The organism is Halovenus amylolytica, from assembly GCA_004015825.1.
Lineage (GTDB): Archaea > Halobacteriota > Halobacteria > Halobacteriales > Haloarculaceae > Halovenus > Halovenus amylolytica.
The window spans coordinates 190,225-206,697 of record SAYS01000007.1; the positions used below are offsets into that span (position 1 = coordinate 190,225).

Here is a 16,473-nt window from a genome sequence, read left to right on the forward strand (position 1 = left end):
GAGAGTGCTCAGTCGGCGTCTTCGAGGGGGCGAATCAGTACTCGCTCGATGCGTGCGCCGTCGATATCGTCGACTTCGAACTCGTAGCCGTCGACGGTGACGATATCGCCGGACTGCGGTGGCTCGCCGAGGCTATCGAGCACTAGCCCGCCGACGGTCGCGTAGACAGAGCGTTCGAAGGCCGTGCCGAGTTCTTCGTTGAGCTGCTGGATCGGGAGTGCGCCGTCGGCGCTGTACTCCGTCTGTCCGTTTTTCGTGGCCGTTCTGATCTGGACCGACGGCTCCGCACTCGGGGTGTCGAACGTATCGCGGAGATCACCGACGACCACCTCGACGGCGTCCTCGACGGTGACGATCCCCTCCATCGAACCCCACTCGTCGATGACGGCAGCCATCTGGCTCTGTTCACTCTGGAACTCCTGGAGCAGGGCGTCGACGCGTGTCGTCTCCGGCACCATCAGCAGATCGCGCGCGAGTTCCCCGGCGGTGGCGTCGGGGCTACTCTCGGTGGCGTGCAGCACGTCTTTGACGTCGATGTAGCCGATTATTTCGTCGTCGTCCTGTGTCTCGACGACCGGATATCTGGTGTGTCCGTACTCGACGACACGACCCCGCAGTTCGGACAGCGGCGTATCCTGCTGGATCGTGATGACGTCCGGCTGCGGGACCATCACGTCGCGGGCGACGATATCGTCGAGTTCGAACACCTGCTCGATCATCTCGACTTCCTCCAGCCCCACGTGGCCTTTCTTGCCGGAGCGGGAAAGAATGAGCCGGATCTCTTCTTCGGAGAGTGTCTCCTCGGTCTCGGAGGCCGGCGGCACACCGAGCAGACTCGTAAAGGCGTTCGCGGTCCCGTTGAAGACGACCAGGCCGGGATAGAACAGGTAGTAGAAGAACTTCATCGGCGGGGCCACAAACAGTGCCATCTTCTCGGCCCGGGCGATAGCGATCGTCTTCGGTGCCAGTTCGCCGAAGACGACGTGCAGGAAGGTGACGGCGCTGAAGCCGATCCCGATCGCGACGAGATGCACTGTCCCCGGCGAGAGGAACTGGCCGAGCAGGGGTTCGATCAGCGCGGCGACTGCGGGTTCACCGATCCAGCCGAGCCCGAGTGATGCGACCGTGATGCCGAGTTGTGTCGCTGCGAGGTAATCGTCGAGGCTGTTGACAGCCGCCTGCAAGGTCTTCGCCCCGGCCCGGCCTTCCTCGACCATCTGGTCGACCGCAGTGGAGCGAACACGGACGAGTGCGAACTCCGATCCGACGAAGAAGCCGTTGAGCGCGACGAGAAACAGTGCGGCGAGGAGGCGACCGCCGGCGGCGAGCAGATCTACCATCCGCGCGCCTCCGGCAAACATCGCCTGTCGCTCCCTGGCTGACCGATCGAGACAGCGCCAGGACGAGAGTGGTTCATACGATCAGCCTAACGGTCACTCACACTAAATGCTACCCTTTGGAGTCGCTGGCTAGCTCCGAGTACCGCGCCTCGACGTCGATCATCGGCCGTGGGTAGTCGACACCCAGTTCGACACCGTAGGTGGCCCGCTCGTCGTCGCTCATCTGCCAGGGTCGGTGGGCGTACTTCGGCGGGAGTCCGTCGAGTTCCGGCAGCCAGGTCCGGACGTATTCAGCGTCGTCGTCGTAGTATTCGGCCTGCGAGAGCACGTCGAAGTGGCTGTCCCGCGAGTCGTTGCCGACACCGGCCTGATAGGCCCAGTTCCCCCAGTTCGAGGCCACGTCGTAGTCGACGAGTTGCTGTTCGAAGTAGGCTGCGCCCCACCGCCAGTCGAGTTCCAGCGCGTCGGCCAGGAAGGAGGCGACGTTCTGGCGACCCCGGTTCGACATGTAGCCAGTCCGGTTCAGCTCGCGCATATTCGCGTCGACAAAAGGGACGCCCGTCTCGCCCCGTTTCCACCGGTCGAACTGCTCGCGGTCGCGCTGCCACTCTTTCTCGACGCCGCGGATCCCGCCGGGCGCGAAGAAGTCAGCACCGTGTTTGAGAAACTGGAACTGGAAGAAATCCCGCCACAGCAACTCGAAGACGAGCCAGTAGGTATCTTCGCTAGCGACGCGTTCGTCCTCGTACCGTTCGACTTCTCGGTGGAGCCACCGCGGCGAGAGACAACCCGCAGCAAGCCACGGCGAGAACTTCGAGGAGTAGTCGGCCCCGAGCAGCCCGTTTCTGGTCTGCTTGTACTCCCGGAGGTGATCGCCCTCCCAGAGATACGACTCGACACGGCGTTTCCCGGCCGTCTCGCCACCCTCGAAGGAGAGAACAGATCGGTCGTCTTCTGGTGGCGGGTCGATGCTCAGGTCGGAGAGAGTCGGAATGTCGCCCGGTGAACTGTCGGCTGGTGTCGAGACAGTTTCGGGCGCTGGCACGGGATCGCGCACCTCGACACTATTCTCGGCTTCCTTGCGCCAGGGTGTGAACGTATCGTCGATCCGGTCAGAGGGCGTCGGCAAGTCGTCGATGTGATACAGCGTGTGTGTCCACCGACGCTCGAAGTCGACACTCTCGGGCAGCGTATTCTTGACGGCGTGTTCACGCTCGATCTCCTCGATTGTGGGCTTCGTCTGGGCGAAGACCGCGTCGGCGTCGACTTCCTCTGTGACGTCGGGGAGAACGTCTTCGACGTGGCCCTGCCGGACGAAGAGGTCGCCACCCAGGTCGCGGAGTGACTCGCGGAGGTCCAGGATGGCCTCGCGGCGAAACCGAGCCCGGTGGCTGCCGAGTTTCTCGGGACCGTACTGTGACTGGCCGCGCCGACGGGGATCGAACACGTAGACCGGGACGATGTCACTGGCCTGTGCTACGGCGTCGACAAGGGTCGGGTTGTCGTCGAGGCGCAGGTCGTCGCGAAACCAGACGACGGCTGTGTCCATATCCTCAGTTGGGCTGGAGGAACAAATACGGCCGGGAGGGAGCAATCAGTCAGTAGGGTAGACAGACAGCGATGGAAAATATATCTCGTAGAAGGCGGTATCGAAACTGACCAGTCCGTCGCCGTCGACAGTCGCGTGGCCACCGATGAGAAAATCCGCCGCGATATGCTGGCGCGGCCCGAGTGATTCGCCACACTCCGCACAGCCCACAGTCTGTGTGGCGCCACACGTTGGACACTGGAGCCCGTCAGGGCGGCGGTCGGTGTACTGTTGAAATTGCTCACCAGCCTGAAACAGCGCCTCCCGTGATGGCTCGGCGAGTCGTATACTGAGATCTGCGAGAAACTGATCTAGTTCCGCGGTCGTTTCGAAGTGGCCATCCGCCCCGAGTTCTCCGTACACGACTGGTGTGATGACCACCTTTCCATTCTGATAGGCGTTCCGGAGGGCCGTTTCACTTGCATCGGCATACTCGTCCTCGTACAACAGCGCGAGGAGCGCATTCGTGTCGACCGCCGTCGTCACGGTTCTGCCCCGTCGTCGGTTCTATCACCTACGTCGCGTGGATACTCACCGCGAAGGCGACGCATTCGGTCCGGCATCGTCTCCTCGCTGTCGGCGCTTCCGCGGTACTTCTCGAAGGGATCCTCACCAGTCTCCGTGGTGGGCGCCTCCTTCCGTATCTTGTAGCCCGAGTCGACCGCCTCGAATGTGATCTCGTCGCCGGGTTCGATGCCGAGTTCGTCCCGGACCTCTTTGGGAATAGTGACCTGTCCTTTGGTCGTGACACGAGGCATCGTGTCTCTATCTTAGGAGTATTACTTAATGAGTATTACGGAGAAATTCGTACGATAGCAGAGACTACCAGCAGGATACTCGATCAAGCCACACCGCTGTCGAGATTCTCCAGCAGTTTCCCGACGAAGAGACCGAGCCGTGGCGAAATGTCGCCCTCGGCCGCCGTCTCGGCGGGCTGGGCCTGGAGTGCTTCGACGAACTGCTCGGAGTGGGTCATCGCGTTGATCATATCTGCCACGTCGACAGTCAGCCCCTCGTCGGAGGTATCCATCTCCGGGTGGCGTTCCTTGAGTTCCGCCGAGTACGTGATCGTCCACGATGGGCCGCCGACAGCGTCGATAGCATCGGCAAGTTCGCCGACAGCGATCGGGCCGTCTGCACTGCCGACGTAGATCGTCCCATCCTCGATAAAGGTGTCGTACCGGCTCATACTCGAATCATAGTCAACGGGTCCGTCGATACCAGTCGTTCGCTGTGAGCGCCAATCAAGGTTTGGTCGGCCAGTCCGACACTGTTGTGTGCTGTCACCAGTTGCGAGCAACAATTGCATACTTCTTTTTCCCTGGCGGTACAACAATCGCCTGTATGAACGGGATACTCGACCACACGATGATCCGCGTCACAGACCTCGAAGAGTCACTCGACTGGTACGGGACGAATCTGGAGTACGAGGAGAAAGACCGCTACGAGGGGGACGGCTTCACGATCGTCTACATGGGACCGGAGGATATGCACGAGGACGGCGCGATGCTGGAGTTGACTCACAACGAAGGCGACGACGACCTCGAGATGGGGGACGCCTGGGGCCACATCGCCGTCCGTGTCGAGGATGTCGACGACGCCTACTACGAACTGATGGACAAGGGCGTCGAGGACTACCGCCCGCCCGAGGAGAACCCCGGCTACGCCTTCGTCAAAGATCCGGACGGCCACGAAGTCGAGATCGTCGAGCGTGATTTCGGCGCACGCTGGAGTCTCGATCACACGATGATCCGCGTCGAAGATGCTGACGAAGCATTGGGCTACTGGACACGCAAGTTCGAGTACGAACACGACCGCCGGTGGGAGTCCGATACGTTCGCGAATTACTTCATGCAGCCCGTCGACGCCCCGAAAGAGGCGATGAAGCTGGAGTTGACCTACAACTACGACGGCCGCACGTACACGATGGGGGACGCCTGGGGCCACCTCTGTGTCCGGATCGACGACCTCCACGAGGACTGGGAGCAGCTCATGACCCGGGAGGCACCGGAGTACCGCGATCCGGAAGACTGTGACGACATGTACGCCTTCACGAAGGATCAGGACGGCCACGAGGTCGAACTACTCGTCCGGGATACGGACGCCGACTCGCTGTTCCCGTTCTGAGCTACTGACTAGCAGAGACAGCATTTCGAGATTCTTTCGGGCCGATGGGTAACTCCAGATCGGCCGGTAGTGCGAGGTTTGTTATTTGGTCGGAAGGCGTCTACGGACACTTGCCGGAGCCAGATCAAGCTTCCTTGAGCTTGCTCTGGAACTTCTTGCGGACTTTCTCGACTTTGGGCTTCGCGTGCATCTGGCAGTAGGCGTCGGTGGGGTTCTTTTCGAAGTAGTCCTGGTGTTTCTCCTCGGCGCGGTAGAACGTCTCCAGTTCGTCGAGTTCGGTCACCACGTCGTCGTCGTACTCCTCGTCGAGCGCTTCGATGTAGGCCTCTGCCTGTCGTTTCTGCTCGTCGTCGTGAGAGAGAATGATCGAGCGATACTGGGTCCCCCGATCCGGTCCCTGCCGGTTCAGTTGAGTCGGATCGTGGACAGCAAAGAAAATCTCCAGGAGTTCGTCGTAGCCGATCACGTCGGGATCGTACTCGACCTGGACGACCTCGGCGTGGCCGGTCGTCCCCGAGCAGACTGCTCTGTAGGTCGGATCCTCGACGTTCCCGCCGGCGTAGCCCGAAACTGCTGCCGAAACGCCGTCGAGTTCTTTGAACGCCGCCTCGACACACCAGAAACAGCCGCCACCGAACGTTGCTTTTTCCATACCCTCTGTTGGGGCTGGATTCGTATGAATGTGCTGCGTTCTATATAGTCATCTTTGGTTTACCAGGATCTTTTGCCGTTCGTTTCCAACGTCGGAGCGATGCCGTCCGACCCGGAGGAGGGGAATCCACTCGCACCGGGCTGTGAGCGCTGTCCCGAACTCGTCGAGAGCCGGGAGTGTATCTCCTGGGGAAATGGCCCGCTCGACGCGAGTGTGTTCGTCGTGGGCGAGGCACCCGGTGCCGGTGATCCCGATGCCGAGCAGTGGCAGGGTGGCAACTGGACGGGGCTGGCCTACACCTCACGACACTCCGGGCGGCGAATCCGAGAGCTGATCGAGGCGGTCGGCTACGGCGGGGACTGCTATTTCACGAACGCCGTCAAATGTTTTCCAGCAGATGGGGAGGGGAGCAACCGCGAACCGACCGCCGAAGAGCGGGCGAACTGCCGGCCCTACCTCCGCGAAGAGATCGTACAGGTCGATCCCGATGTCGTCGTTCCGACCGGGAAACACGCGACGAAATCCGTCCTCGCACTCGCAGACCGAACCATCGATGGCTTCCTCGATACGGTACTCGAACCGGTGGCGTGTCCGGATCTCGGAGCGACTGTACTGCCGCTCGTACATCCATCGTATCAGGAGATCTGGATCTCACGACTGGGGTACACCGCCGAGAGCTACAGAGAACAGTTCGAGACACTGCTCGATAGACTGGTCTAGGGGTCCCGCCAGTCGTAGACAGTGACAGCCCGGTCCGCCCGCGAGGACCGGCCGTTCGGGTTCCGGCGGGGCGTGGTATCCGTCCGACGGGCGCCGAGTCCGTCTTTCGTTCCACGAACAGTGTTCGTCACCACGGCTTTGCCAGAGCCAAACCAGCTGGATGGCCGGCTCTCGCCACCGATGACGGCCCGGAGTTCGGAGTAGGCATCACGCAACGCGTGACTCGACAGCCGACGGACCACTGTCGGCCGAAGATTGTAGTTTTTCACGAGACGGTAGGCGAGCGACCGGTACTTCCAGCCCCTGTCGGTTTCGAGTGTCCCGCCGTCAGCCTCGATACTCCGGGTGACGCTCATCTCTTCCTCCCAGGCGACGTTGAAGTCGTTGGCGGTCAGCCGGTGGGCGAAATCACGCGCACCGCCGATCTGCAGATACTCGTCGAAGCCGTCGAGTGCCTCGACGACGTCGCGTCCGAGTGCCATGTTGCCGGCGTTGAGATAGGTGACCTCTTTGCCAGCGATCCGCTGTTTTTCGGGTTCACCGGCGTCTCCTCCATCGGGTGCAAAGTGTGTCGGTCCTGTGACAACTCCCGCCGATTCGAGTCCATTCATCACGGCACTTCGCCAGCGGTCGGTGATCGACAGCGTGTGGTTGACCAGTGCGATCACCTCGCCACGGGCACGGTCGATACCCGCGTTGCGCGCGGCGTTGATCGTCCGGTCTGCGAGTTCGACCAGGACGTCGACATCCCCGCGGTCCCGGATCATACCGGTCGTTCCGTCGGCCGAGGGGCCGTTGACGACGATGATCTCCGCGTCCGGCACGTGTTCGACCAGTGCGTCGAGACAGCCCGCGAGCTTATCACGCGCGTTTAGCGTCGGAACGACGACCGACAACTCCATATCGTCCACTACAACCCCCAGTGTACATAAGATTCCGGGGAAACACCGCCGAATAATCAACGTGACGACAGCTATGAAGCGGTGATATCCTGTTGTCATCGTACTCAGAATACTACCAGTTTATTTACGTCGACCGAGTACTGTAGCCTGGGGCGACCGCGAAGCCAGCCAGTGCATGTGCCTCTGACAACAAACGTACACTTGGTTACGCCCCTCTTTTTGCGATGGTCAAAAATGAGTTACACGTAGACAGCGGTGCCGTCCTTACGAACCGACTTCCATCGCCCGTTCGACGACGTCTTCGCTGTAGATCTCTGCGAGATCCTCGTGCTGGTCCGGACGGTTTTCGTAGACGTCCTGGAACAGCGTGATCGGTGTCTGCAGCGCCTGGTAGGTCGCCTCGTCCCACATCCGGTCACTGCTGATGTCGATCTCGACGCCGTCGATGCTGATCGTCGCTGCACGCGTCATCGCGATCGCACCCTTGCCAGCCTCTTTCGCGGCCTCGAACTCCTCCATCGAGTCGACGATGTCGTCCAGGCTCGGCACGTAGCTGGTCATATCGAGCAGTTCCTGTCGGAGTTCGTCCTCGTCGAGTTCCATCTCGTCGACGCCGACAGTCAGCACGTAGTCGTCGCCGCTTTCTTCCAGCGAGATATCCCCGCCACGGTACGTCCACGTCTCGCCGTCCTGGTCGAGTTCGACCTCGGTCCCGTCAGCGTCGATGAGCCAGTACCCCTCCTGCGGTGGGAGCGGGTTCGTGTTGGCCTCGACGACCTGCCCCGGCGTGAGCGACCAGATGCCGAGCAGCCCTTTCGCCTGGTTTTCTTTCATGCGCTCGTTGTAGCCCTCCACGTCGCGGATGTCGTCGTAGGGGCCGTCGACACCGATCAGACCGGCCGCGCTGGCCGCACTGGAGGTGTTGTGGCGGATCTCGTGCCACTCTGGAAGCGAACCGGTCGGCGTGATCGCACGCATATCCTTGGTGTAGTCAACCTCGCCGATCACCAGCATAAACAGACGCTGGAGGTTGTTGTCGGGTTTGCCCATCTCCGTGCGGAGTTTGGTCATCGCCTGCTCTGCGGCCCCGCTCTCGATGATGACTGACATCGCGAGCGAGCCTTCTTCGAGACCGTGTTCGGTTTCGACCATCGTGAAAAACTCGTCGGCTTTCTTCCAGTCGTCGATATCACCGACTTCCGGGATGACGAAGCCGTCGATGTTCTCCACAGCTCCTTTCTGGGGGTCGGCGATCGTCAGCATCTGCTGGAAGCCGTCGTAGCGGGTCTCGGGACTGTCGCGGTGCCAGACGACACGCGGGTGGATCTCACCGGGGAAGTCGGCGCCGTCTTCGGCCACGACTTCGGCGATGTTTTCGGCACCCTCCTCGCGCATGCTCGGGGCCGTCGCGTCCTCGTTGTCCGGCACCCAGACGTCGGGCGCTTGCATCCCCCGCAGTCCGATCGCGCCGCGCAGTTTCTTTGCGGAGTCGTCTTCCCCCTTCTCGGCGGTCGGTGTCGTGAAAAATGTTCGAACGAACTTCCGGTCGTGGAGCCGCTTGTCAGTAGCCATGGTCATTATGAATGATGAAGGTAACTGTGTTTTAGGTTTCGGTCTGTGGCTCCGTCCCGACACGCTCGGTATCGAGATACTGGACCTCCACCTCGACCGGCCGCCCTGTCGTCTCTTCGAGACGGTCGCTGATCGAACTGGCGAGTCCTGTCGCTGATTCGCCGGGTTCGATCCCGACCCGGACGATGACATGGTCGGGCTCCTGGAACGGGACAGAGGAGGGGTAGACGATCTGGACGTCGAGTCGCTGGAGGTTGTGATTGCTGTCGAAGGCTTCGATCGATTCGTCGACATCCGCCCGGATCTGTTCTTCGGTGGTCGCAGTCTGGAACGAGTCGTAGGTCACGCCGACCAGAAAAATCGAGAGGACTGCGATCGCGATCGCGAGTGTCGCACCGCGTTTGACCGTATCCCGTTTCGCGTCCTCCTTCCAGAACCAGTGTTCCGGCCGGTAGCCCTTGTACCGTAGCACCACCAGTGCGGAGAAGTTGATCGAGAGCACGTTGACGAGCACGAGCACACCGGAGGTGAGGCTGACGAGTGGCTGTCCCCACGCGAGCCCGATCCCGACGGTCGCCGCGGGCGGGATCAGCGCAACGGCGATCATCACACCGACCAGCGCAGCCGAGACACCCGTGGTGAGGCTGACGATCCCGGCGACGCCTGCACCGATTGCGATCACCAGCGAGAGGAAATCGGGCGCGACGCGCTCTCTGATCTCCGTGATCGACGTCACGTCCTCCAGCGGTGGAACGAGATGGATCTGCCTGACCACGAAGGCGAACGCGAAGGCCGCAGCGATGGCCAGTACGAGCCCGAGAATCTGGAGCCGAACACCCCGCAAGAACATCTCGTCGTCGTTGACGATGGTGCCGACGCTCGTCGCCATCGCGGGGCCGACGAAGGGTGCGATCACCATCGAGCCGACGACGACGGCTGCGGAGTTGAGCAGGAGGCCGGCTGTCGCGACCAGCGCACTCACGATCGTCATGATGACGTACGTCCGAATCGGGGGCGACAGATCTGATGCGGCAGCGACGAGTTCGTCCCGGGCGATCCGGTCTTCGTCCTCTTCCTCGGAATACTCCTCCTCTAGCTGTTCGAATCGGCGGGAGACGACGGTATTCGCGTCGAGGACGACCGTGAAGGAGTCGTCGTCGAGCCCCGCATCCCGGAGTGATTCGAGAACCGGTTCGACGGCGTTCGTCGGCAGCGGGATGTAGGCGATACCCGAAAACTCCCGCGCGCTCGTCTCGTCGGCGACGACGTAGTCGATCCCGTCGTCGTCGAGTGTGGACAGGAGTGTTTCGCGTTTCCCGGACGGGATTGTGATCTGGACGAGGCGCACATCTACTCTCTCGCTACGGACAAAAAAATAAGCACGGGAAAGAACTGGTCGTCGGGAGACCAGTCGTCGAGCACATCGAGACGCCTGGACAGGTGGATATCGCCAAAATATCGCCAGTACAGTCCGTGGTCGGGGAAAAGATCGGTTTCGGTGGTCCAGAGGCGAGTCCCGATGATAAATCAGATACCGCTATATCAAGTGGTGGTTCTCGGGTTGTGGGTGGGATAATTTGGCTGCCGGGGAAGTGAGACCAGCATGGAACCGTTCAGCAGTGAAACCAGCGACTGTCGGAGGAAAAAAGGAGATCGGATCGTCAGGACTGCTGGACGCGCCACGTAAACAGCGTCTCGAAGACGTAGTTCACCGACATCCCGAAGAGGATGCCAGCGCCCTTGGCGACGAGCAGCCACAGATCGAGACCGAACAGTGTCACGGGTGCAAACAGGACCCGATAGATCAGGACGAAGACGGCGAACTGGACGGTGATCCCGCCGGAGCGGACGAGATGTGACCGCACGAGTCGGCGAAGCGTCGCGATCCGACCCTGCTCGCCGCTGTCGGGATAGGTCCAGTATTCGTTGAGTGCGAACATCACGAGAATCGAGGTCTCGATCCCGGCGAGGACCGCTATTTCTTCGAGAACGCCGAGAAACTGGGAGAGAACGAGGAGGACGGTCGTATCGAAGACCGCACCGACTGCGCCGACGGAGACGAACTTCCCGAGACGGACACGGGACTGGAGCGCCTGGAGCCATCTGGCCGTCCGCCCGCCCTCCTCAGTCATCGTGTGGCCGTTCCTGGTCGACGGGGGCGTGTGGCTCGCCGGGGCCGTCGGCGGTGGTCTGTCGTGGCTGGCGCTCCAGGCCCCGGACCTTGGCGCGGGAACTCAGCAGTGTTCGTCCGAGTGCGATCGACGTGCGGATCGGTGGGACAGTCGAATCCGGGTGGTCGTGCCACTCGATCGGGACCTCGCGAACGGTGTAACCGAGCGCTCCGGCGACGGCGATCAGGTCGATATCCCACTCGAAGCCGGTGCAGGTGAGATGTCGGCTGACCTGCTGCCAGCTCTCCGCTGTGATCGCTTTCGCACCACACTGGTAGTCGTACAGCGAAACGTCGAGCAGCTGTCGTGCGACCCACGCGAACGCGTCACCGAGATACTCCCGACTCGGCGACTGACTCGTCGTGACTGTCGCGTCGGGATGTCGACGCGAGCCGACAGCCAGCGACACGCCGGGGTCGGTCACGGCCTCGATGACACGGGAGAGTTCGTCCGCTGGCGTCGATCCATCGGCATCGGCAAACACCAGGATCTCTGTCTCCAGGGCTTCGAAACCGGCGGTGATCGCGGCTCCTTTCCCCCGGCGGTCGCTGACGGCGTTCACTGTCGCCGGGAGGTCGCCGAGTTCGGCCTGCACCGAGTCGGACGCATCGTCGAGTTCGATCCGGATCGTCGCTGGTTCGATCTGGTCGTGCAGTTCTCTGACGTACTCCGAGAGAATCGACCGATTGGGCTGGTAGGCGGGGATTACGATCCCGATCGACTGGCTCATGCAGTTACCACCACTGGAGCGGCAATAGTTCCCGCGAGGGACTCGGACGGCGGGAATCGACGAAGAAAACGACTGACAGAGAGACACCCGACGGATAGCCGACTGGCTCCGGTCTGTCCGGGTATTTGCCGGCCGCGGTTCCGGGAGTTGCTCATCAGGTTAGGTCAATCACCCGTGTGCAATCAACTTTTTGACTATCGACGGAGTCGGTTAGGACGCTACTTCTGCTCCGCCGGATCGTCGGTTTCGGTCTCGTCTTCTGTCTCGGATTCCAGCTCCGTGTCGGCTTCCGCTTCCGACTCGGAATCCGTCTCTGTGGCTCCGTCGGGGTTGGTTCCGGGGGTGCCCACAAGCTGAGTCTCCGCCTCCAGCTCTTCCAGTGACGCGATAGCCTCCTCCGGCGACATATCGGAGACCGGCGGCACCGTCTCGACATCTCTGGAGCCAGCGCCGGTCGTCATGATCAGCCCCATCCCCTGGCGGACGGACATGTCGACATCGTGGACCTGTGATTCGGGAACGAGGACGAGTCGGCCGCCGGCCGGATTGGGGCTGCTCGGGAGGAAGATGTTCCGCACCGGCTCTCCCGCCACGTCAGCGACTGCCTGCGGACTCTCGCTCGTATCGAGTCCGATCGAATAGAAATCCTCCCGCGGGAACTCGACGAGGACGAGGCTGTCGTAGGACGTCTCACCGCTCGACAGCGACGTCGACATCTGGCGGATCGTCGAGTAGATCGTCCGGAAGATGGGGATGACGGCCACGGTCCGACCGAGACTTCCGAACAGTCGCTGGCCGGACGGGTGCTGTGCGAGAAAGCCCAGAAAGGAGACGACGAGGACGATCAACACGGCTGCGAGGACACGCGCGACAGCCTCGACGTTCGCGGTGTAGCTCGCGAGATCCGTCTCCGCCACGATCGGATCGATGAAGTTCAGCGCAAAGCCGAACAGCACCTGCAGGATGTACAGCGTGATAACGAGCGGGGTGATGAGAACGAGACCGGCGATGAAGCTGTTGCGTACTCCTTCCCAACTACTCATACCCCGCCCTACCGAGCGGAGTCAAAAAAACCTGGTTGCTACCAGTTACTGCTAGCGAATGTAGCCGAGATCTTCCAGTTGCTGTTCGAGATTGTCGTCGATCTCCGCACTCTCCCGGGTCAGGATATCACCGTCGGCCAGCCCGTCGTATGCCTCGGCGACGCGGTCGTTTGGCTCTCTGGAGACGACGGTCGTCGAGCCGTCGGTATCGATATCCAGCGTCAGGTAGTGCTCGCCCTTCTGTGCGTACTTCCGGACGCCGTCGTCGTGGGGTTCGTAGACCGCACGCCACGGCCCGACGTAGCGGTCGATATCCGCGATCGAGCTATACTTCGAGGTCTTCTCTTCGGGCAGACGGAACGTCGACGCGAGTACTTCGTCGGTGGCCAGTGGATCGTCGTCGGCACCCAGTTCGCCGGTGTCGGCCAGTGCGGGCAACTCAGTATCCTCGGCTGCCAGCCCCATCGCGTCGGGGATATCGGTCAGCGAGACGGGGCGGTCGACGATCCGACCCTCCTGCTGATCGGGGTAGCTGACCAGCAGCGGCACGTGGGTCAGAACCTCGTGAATCCCCCACTTGTGATCCCGGACACGGAGGTCGGGGTTGAGCCGGCTCTGCTCGCCGAAGGCCTCGCCGTGGTCGCTCGTGACGATCAGGAGCGTCTCGGAGAGGACCCCCTGCGCTTCGAGGGTTTCGACCAGTTCGCGGACGACAGCGTCGGCCTGCCGGATCGTCCCGTCGTACAGCGGCTCCAGAGCCTCGATGTCGGCCCAGCCGTGGCCCCGCAGCGTCTCCCAGATACTCGGTTTTGCCGACTGGCTGTGCCAGTTGTCCTCGGTGGCCCAGCGGTCGTACTCGGATTCGGGCTCGTACGGCGAGTGGGCGTCCATCAGGTTGATACACGCCGCCCAGGGCCCGGACTGGCTGCGTTCCCACTCGAGGAAGGCGTCGGTGAACGCCGTCCCGAGCAGCGTCTTGTACCCGGAGGCGTCGTCGTCGGAATCGGTGACGGCGTCGGTGATAGCTCCGAGCTGGTTCGAGATCCCGTCGTACGCAGCAGCGGCCGTCTCGCTTTTTTCGAGCGCCGTCCCGGTATACTCGCCGGCTCTGGAGAGGGCGTCGTGCCAGCGGTAGTACGCTTTTTCGAAGATCGTATCGTCGAAGGTGTCCTCCAGTCGCTCCGGCAACGGGTAGTCCGGTTCGTGGACGTGATCGAAACTATCTGCCAGGTTGGAGGCGTCGGAGACGATTCGGTTGTTGGTGAACAATCCAGTGTTGTAGCCGTGGTCGGCGGCCAGTTCGTGCCAGATCGTCGTCTCCGGGTCGATCTGGGCCGTGTGGCGCATCGCCTGGTGTTGCTCAACGTGTGCGCCCGTGAACATGCTCACGTGGCTGGCGATGCTGTGGATACCGGGTGCTCTGGCCTGTCTGTACACCGTCGAGCGGTCGGCGAACGCCGAGAGAAACGGTGTCGTCTCCCGGTCGTAGCCGTGCAAACTCGTGTTTTCCGCGCGAACGGAATCGAGGATCACATAGAGGACGTTGTTCCGTTCGGTCACATCCGCTCATTATCGGCGGTCGGTATAAAAATACGGATCTCACTGTTCTGAGTGGGATGTGTCGACTGAGGTAGTGGACGTGGAGTTACAAACAGCAAGAAAGCCCCGGGAGGAGAGAACTGAACTACCAACACTGCTCTGAACAGCAAGAAAGCCCCGAGGCTATCGACTCCCGCGGCTCGCTGCGCTCCGGTAGGTGCTTGCGTCGCCGGGGTGCGTCGATAGCCTCGCCCCTTTCAGTCCCGCCCGACTTGACTTTTCAGGCCGGGCGGGACTGAAAGGGCCGTCCGTTCGCCGAGTGAGACGACGTAAGGACCGCAACGTAGTGAGGACCGCAGCGAGTCGTAACCGGCGAACGGACGGGGGCTTTCTTGCTGTTTGGTGCCCCAGTGTTGGAAAGTCAACCGTGATCACGACAACCACTCTCTGTTCGAATTCCGATTCGTCCACGTACTCCCAGAGATCCACAAATCCAGTGTCGAAAGGCTATTTGTGTTACTGGCCAAGGGGCAACTAAATGGAAGTGCTGGTCCCATGAAACGGCGACAGTTCCTCCGACTCGGTGCGATCACTGGTACAGCCAGCCTTGCCGGCTGTACGCTCCAGACGAGTTCCGACAGCGAGAAGTCCAGCGGCATTGCGATCACATTCGAGCCAGAGGTGACGGGCGCGACCTTCCCGACAGGGATGGAGTTCCTCCCGAACGGTGACAAACTACTCATCGAACGGACTGGACAGGTCCTCATGCAGTCCAATGGTGAACTCCGCCGGGAGCCCGTGCTCGATCTCAGCGATCAGATGGCCCAGGTCACGGGCGAAAAAGGACTCGTTGGGATCGCGCTCCATCCCGATTTCGCGGACAACGGCAAGCTCTATCTCCGCTACAGCGGACAGCTGACCGAGGAGTACCCCGAAGACGAGTGGTCACACATCGCGGTCCTCTCCGAGTTCGAGATGACGCCGGACCGGAGCGGGATCGATCCGGACTCCGAACGACGGATTCTCGAAGAGCCCGAGCCGGGACAGGTCCACAATGCGGGCGGACTCGCCTTCGGCCCGGAGGGGTATCTCCACGTGGCGCTGGGCGACGGCCAGCGGACAGATCTCGGGGATACGAGCTGGTCGTGGTGGCACGAACAGGGCGGCGCAGCCCAGAACACGACCGACAACCTCCTCGGTGGGATTCTCCGGATCGACGTGGACAATCCGAGCGACGACCGGGAGTACGGTATCCCGTCAGACAACCCACTGGTCGGCGAGAACGGCCGCGACGAGTACTTCGCCTGGGGACTTCGCAACCCCTACAAGATCTCCTTCGACGAGGGACGGCTGTTCATCGGCGACGTGGGCGAACAGACCCGTGAGTCGGTCTACGTCAGCGAGAAGGGGGCCAACCACGGCTGGCCGATCGTCGAGGGCTCTTCGTGTGGGCCATCGACAGCCGTCGGCCACACGATCTCCGACAACCCGGCGAACATCTTCAACCCGAAAGTGTGGCAATCAGTCACGAACCGCGTCTCGCCGGTGAAAGTGTGTCCAACGCCGGAAGGGACAGATCGCTCTTTCGTCCACCCGATCGTCGAATACCGTCGGTCGGGGTCGCGGTCGGTCACCGGCGGCTACGTCTATCGGGGCGAGGGGATTCCCGAACTCCAGGGGAAGTACGTCTTCGGGGATTTCGTCCAGCCCTGCCCGATCTTTGCGACAGAACAGCCAGACGGTGGCGGGAAACCGTGGCCGATCCAGGAACTCGTCGTCGAGGACAGCGAGAACGGCCGGATCGACGGCGCAGTGCTCTCCTTCGCCCGTGATCCACAGGGCGAGGTGTACGTGCTGACGACCGGGTTCGAACAGGGATCGGGCAAGGTCCGGCGAATCGTCACCGCAGAATGACATCCTCCGCGCCGTGAACGGCGCGGTTTCTCCGACCGCACGTTTGGGGTCGGGCGGTCCGACACAAACGGGAGCAAGATTCCACCGCGTGGGTGTACTCCGGTTCGCGCTCGGTACGTGAGCCGTCGTGAGACGGTGTGGCGTGTTCGGTATCCCCGAAGGGACACGGTATCTC

At 61.8% G+C, this 16,473-nt stretch carries 16 protein-coding genes; 3 read left to right on the top strand and 13 right to left on the bottom strand.

All coding sequences use genetic code 11. The features are described 5' to 3' along the window. Nucleotides 1–8: 8 nt before the first annotated feature. The 5 genes from EOW68_RS07985 to EOW68_RS08005 all read right to left on the bottom strand — a co-directional run bounded on the left by EOW68_RS07985 (nucleotide 9) and on the right by EOW68_RS08005 (nucleotide 4,117). Nucleotides 9–1,340, bottom strand: a complete 1,332-nt coding sequence (locus tag EOW68_RS07985; RefSeq protein WP_128224625.1) for a hemolysin family protein — start codon at nucleotides 1,338–1,340, stop codon at nucleotides 9–11. 109 nt (nucleotides 1,341–1,449) lie between these two features. Further along, nucleotides 1,450–2,889, bottom strand: coding sequence for a DASH family cryptochrome (locus tag EOW68_RS07990; protein ID WP_128224626.1), 1,440 nt, complete (start codon nucleotides 2,887–2,889; stop codon nucleotides 1,450–1,452). A gap of 45 nt (nucleotides 2,890–2,934) precedes the next feature. Further along, a complete protein-coding gene (locus tag EOW68_RS07995) occupies nucleotides 2,935–3,414 on the bottom strand; it encodes a type II toxin-antitoxin system VapC family toxin (RefSeq protein WP_128224627.1) in 480 nt (159 codons plus the stop codon). Continuing rightward, a complete protein-coding gene (locus EOW68_RS08000) occupies nucleotides 3,411–3,686 on the bottom strand; it encodes an AbrB/MazE/SpoVT family DNA-binding domain-containing protein (protein WP_128224628.1) in 276 nt (91 codons plus the stop codon). Before EOW68_RS08000 ends, EOW68_RS07995 begins: the two co-directional genes overlap by 4 nt. An 83-nt stretch (nucleotides 3,687–3,769) precedes the next feature. Next, entirely contained in the window at nucleotides 3,770–4,117 is a 348-nt protein-coding gene (locus EOW68_RS08005; protein WP_128224629.1) for a hypothetical protein, read from the bottom strand. 155 nt (nucleotides 4,118–4,272) lie between these two features. On the opposite strand from EOW68_RS08005, the gene EOW68_RS08010 reads away from it, so the two are divergent. Then, nucleotides 4,273–5,055, top strand: coding sequence for a VOC family protein (locus tag EOW68_RS08010; RefSeq protein WP_128224630.1), 783 nt, complete (start codon nucleotides 4,273–4,275; stop codon nucleotides 5,053–5,055). A 124-nt stretch (nucleotides 5,056–5,179) separates the two neighbouring features. Here the strand turns inward: EOW68_RS08010 and msrA are convergent, their stop codons facing one another. Next, complete coding sequence (gene msrA / locus EOW68_RS08015) at nucleotides 5,180–5,707, bottom strand: peptide-methionine (S)-S-oxide reductase MsrA (protein ID WP_128224631.1); 528 nt, start codon at nucleotides 5,705–5,707, stop codon at nucleotides 5,180–5,182. Between the two features lie 99 nt (nucleotides 5,708–5,806). Here msrA and EOW68_RS08020 point away from each other — a divergent pair, with 99 nt between their 5' ends. Beyond that, on the top strand, nucleotides 5,807–6,427 hold the full coding sequence (locus EOW68_RS08020) for a uracil-DNA glycosylase (RefSeq protein WP_128224632.1): 621 nt from the start codon (nucleotides 5,807–5,809) through the stop codon (nucleotides 6,425–6,427). Here the strand turns inward: EOW68_RS08020 and EOW68_RS08025 are convergent. From EOW68_RS08025 to EOW68_RS08055, 7 genes are all read right to left on the bottom strand, one after another. Further along, nucleotides 6,424–7,329 (bottom strand): glycosyltransferase family 2 protein, encoded by a 906-nt coding sequence (locus EOW68_RS08025; protein WP_128224633.1) that lies wholly within the window; start codon nucleotides 7,327–7,329, stop codon nucleotides 6,424–6,426. The two genes, EOW68_RS08020 and EOW68_RS08025, sit on opposite strands and share 4 nt — an antisense overlap. 264 nt (nucleotides 7,330–7,593) lie before the next feature. Beyond that, nucleotides 7,594–8,907, bottom strand: a complete 1,314-nt coding sequence (aceB, locus tag EOW68_RS08030; protein ID WP_431358812.1) for a malate synthase AceB — start codon at nucleotides 8,905–8,907, stop codon at nucleotides 7,594–7,596. Between the two features lie 25 nt (nucleotides 8,908–8,932). After that, entirely contained in the window at nucleotides 8,933–10,249 is a 1,317-nt protein-coding gene (locus tag EOW68_RS08035; protein ID WP_128224634.1) for a TIGR00341 family protein, read from the bottom strand. A 313-nt stretch (nucleotides 10,250–10,562) separates the two neighbouring features. Next, the gene (locus EOW68_RS08040; RefSeq protein ID WP_128224635.1) at nucleotides 10,563–11,033 is read right to left on the bottom strand and encodes a GtrA family protein; all 471 of its coding nucleotides are present in this window, start codon (nucleotides 11,031–11,033) and stop codon (nucleotides 10,563–10,565) included. Continuing rightward, nucleotides 11,026–11,802: a glycosyltransferase gene (locus EOW68_RS08045; RefSeq protein ID WP_128224636.1), complete on the bottom strand. Its 777-nt coding sequence runs from the start codon at nucleotides 11,800–11,802 to the stop codon at nucleotides 11,026–11,028. Before EOW68_RS08045 ends, EOW68_RS08040 begins: the two co-directional genes overlap by 8 nt. Nucleotides 11,803–12,020: 218 nt before the next feature. Continuing rightward, nucleotides 12,021–12,845 carry a DUF502 domain-containing protein gene (locus EOW68_RS08050; protein WP_128224637.1) on the bottom strand — a complete coding sequence of 275 codons (825 nt, stop codon included), beginning with the start codon at nucleotides 12,843–12,845 and terminating at the stop codon, nucleotides 12,021–12,023. Between the two features lie 51 nt (nucleotides 12,846–12,896). Continuing rightward, nucleotides 12,897–14,405: a sulfatase-like hydrolase/transferase gene (locus tag EOW68_RS08055; protein WP_128224638.1), complete on the bottom strand. Its 1,509-nt coding sequence runs from the start codon at nucleotides 14,403–14,405 to the stop codon at nucleotides 12,897–12,899. Nucleotides 14,406–14,939: 534 nt separating this feature from the next. Between EOW68_RS08055 and EOW68_RS08060 the strand changes: the two genes are divergently transcribed. Further along, on the top strand, nucleotides 14,940–16,298 hold the full coding sequence (locus EOW68_RS08060; RefSeq protein WP_128224639.1) for a PQQ-dependent sugar dehydrogenase: 1,359 nt from the start codon (nucleotides 14,940–14,942) through the stop codon (nucleotides 16,296–16,298). The last annotated feature ends 175 nt before the right edge of the window (nucleotides 16,299–16,473 follow it).

Coding starts and splice junctions, on each gene's coding strand:
- EOW68_RS07985 (WP_128224625.1), bottom strand. CDS start 1,340: ATGGTAGATCTGCTCGCCGCCGGCGGTCGCCTCCTCGCCGCACTGTTT.
- EOW68_RS07990 (WP_128224626.1), bottom strand. CDS start 2,889: ATGGACACAGCCGTCGTCTGGTTTCGCGACGACCTGCGCCTCGACGAC.
- EOW68_RS08000 (WP_128224628.1), bottom strand. CDS start 3,686: ATGCCTCGTGTCACGACCAAAGGACAGGTCACTATTCCCAAAGAGGTC.
- EOW68_RS08005 (WP_128224629.1), bottom strand. CDS start 4,117: ATGAGCCGGTACGACACCTTTATCGAGGATGGGACGATCTACGTCGGC.
- EOW68_RS08010 (WP_128224630.1), top strand. CDS start 4,273: ATGAACGGGATACTCGACCACACGATGATCCGCGTCACAGACCTCGAA.
- msrA (WP_128224631.1), bottom strand. CDS start 5,707: ATGGAAAAAGCAACGTTCGGTGGCGGCTGTTTCTGGTGTGTCGAGGCG.
- EOW68_RS08020 (WP_128224632.1), top strand. CDS start 5,807: ATGCCGTCCGACCCGGAGGAGGGGAATCCACTCGCACCGGGCTGTGAG.
- EOW68_RS08025 (WP_128224633.1), bottom strand. CDS start 7,329: ATGGAGTTGTCGGTCGTCGTTCCGACGCTAAACGCGCGTGATAAGCTC.
- aceB (WP_431358812.1), bottom strand. CDS start 8,907: ATGACCATGGCTACTGACAAGCGGCTCCACGACCGGAAGTTCGTTCGA.
- EOW68_RS08040 (WP_128224635.1), bottom strand. CDS start 11,033: ATGACTGAGGAGGGCGGGCGGACGGCCAGATGGCTCCAGGCGCTCCAG.
- EOW68_RS08045 (WP_128224636.1), bottom strand. CDS start 11,802: ATGAGCCAGTCGATCGGGATCGTAATCCCCGCCTACCAGCCCAATCGG.
- EOW68_RS08050 (WP_128224637.1), bottom strand. CDS start 12,845: ATGAGTAGTTGGGAAGGAGTACGCAACAGCTTCATCGCCGGTCTCGTT.
- EOW68_RS08060 (WP_128224639.1), top strand. CDS start 14,940: ATGAAACGGCGACAGTTCCTCCGACTCGGTGCGATCACTGGTACAGCC.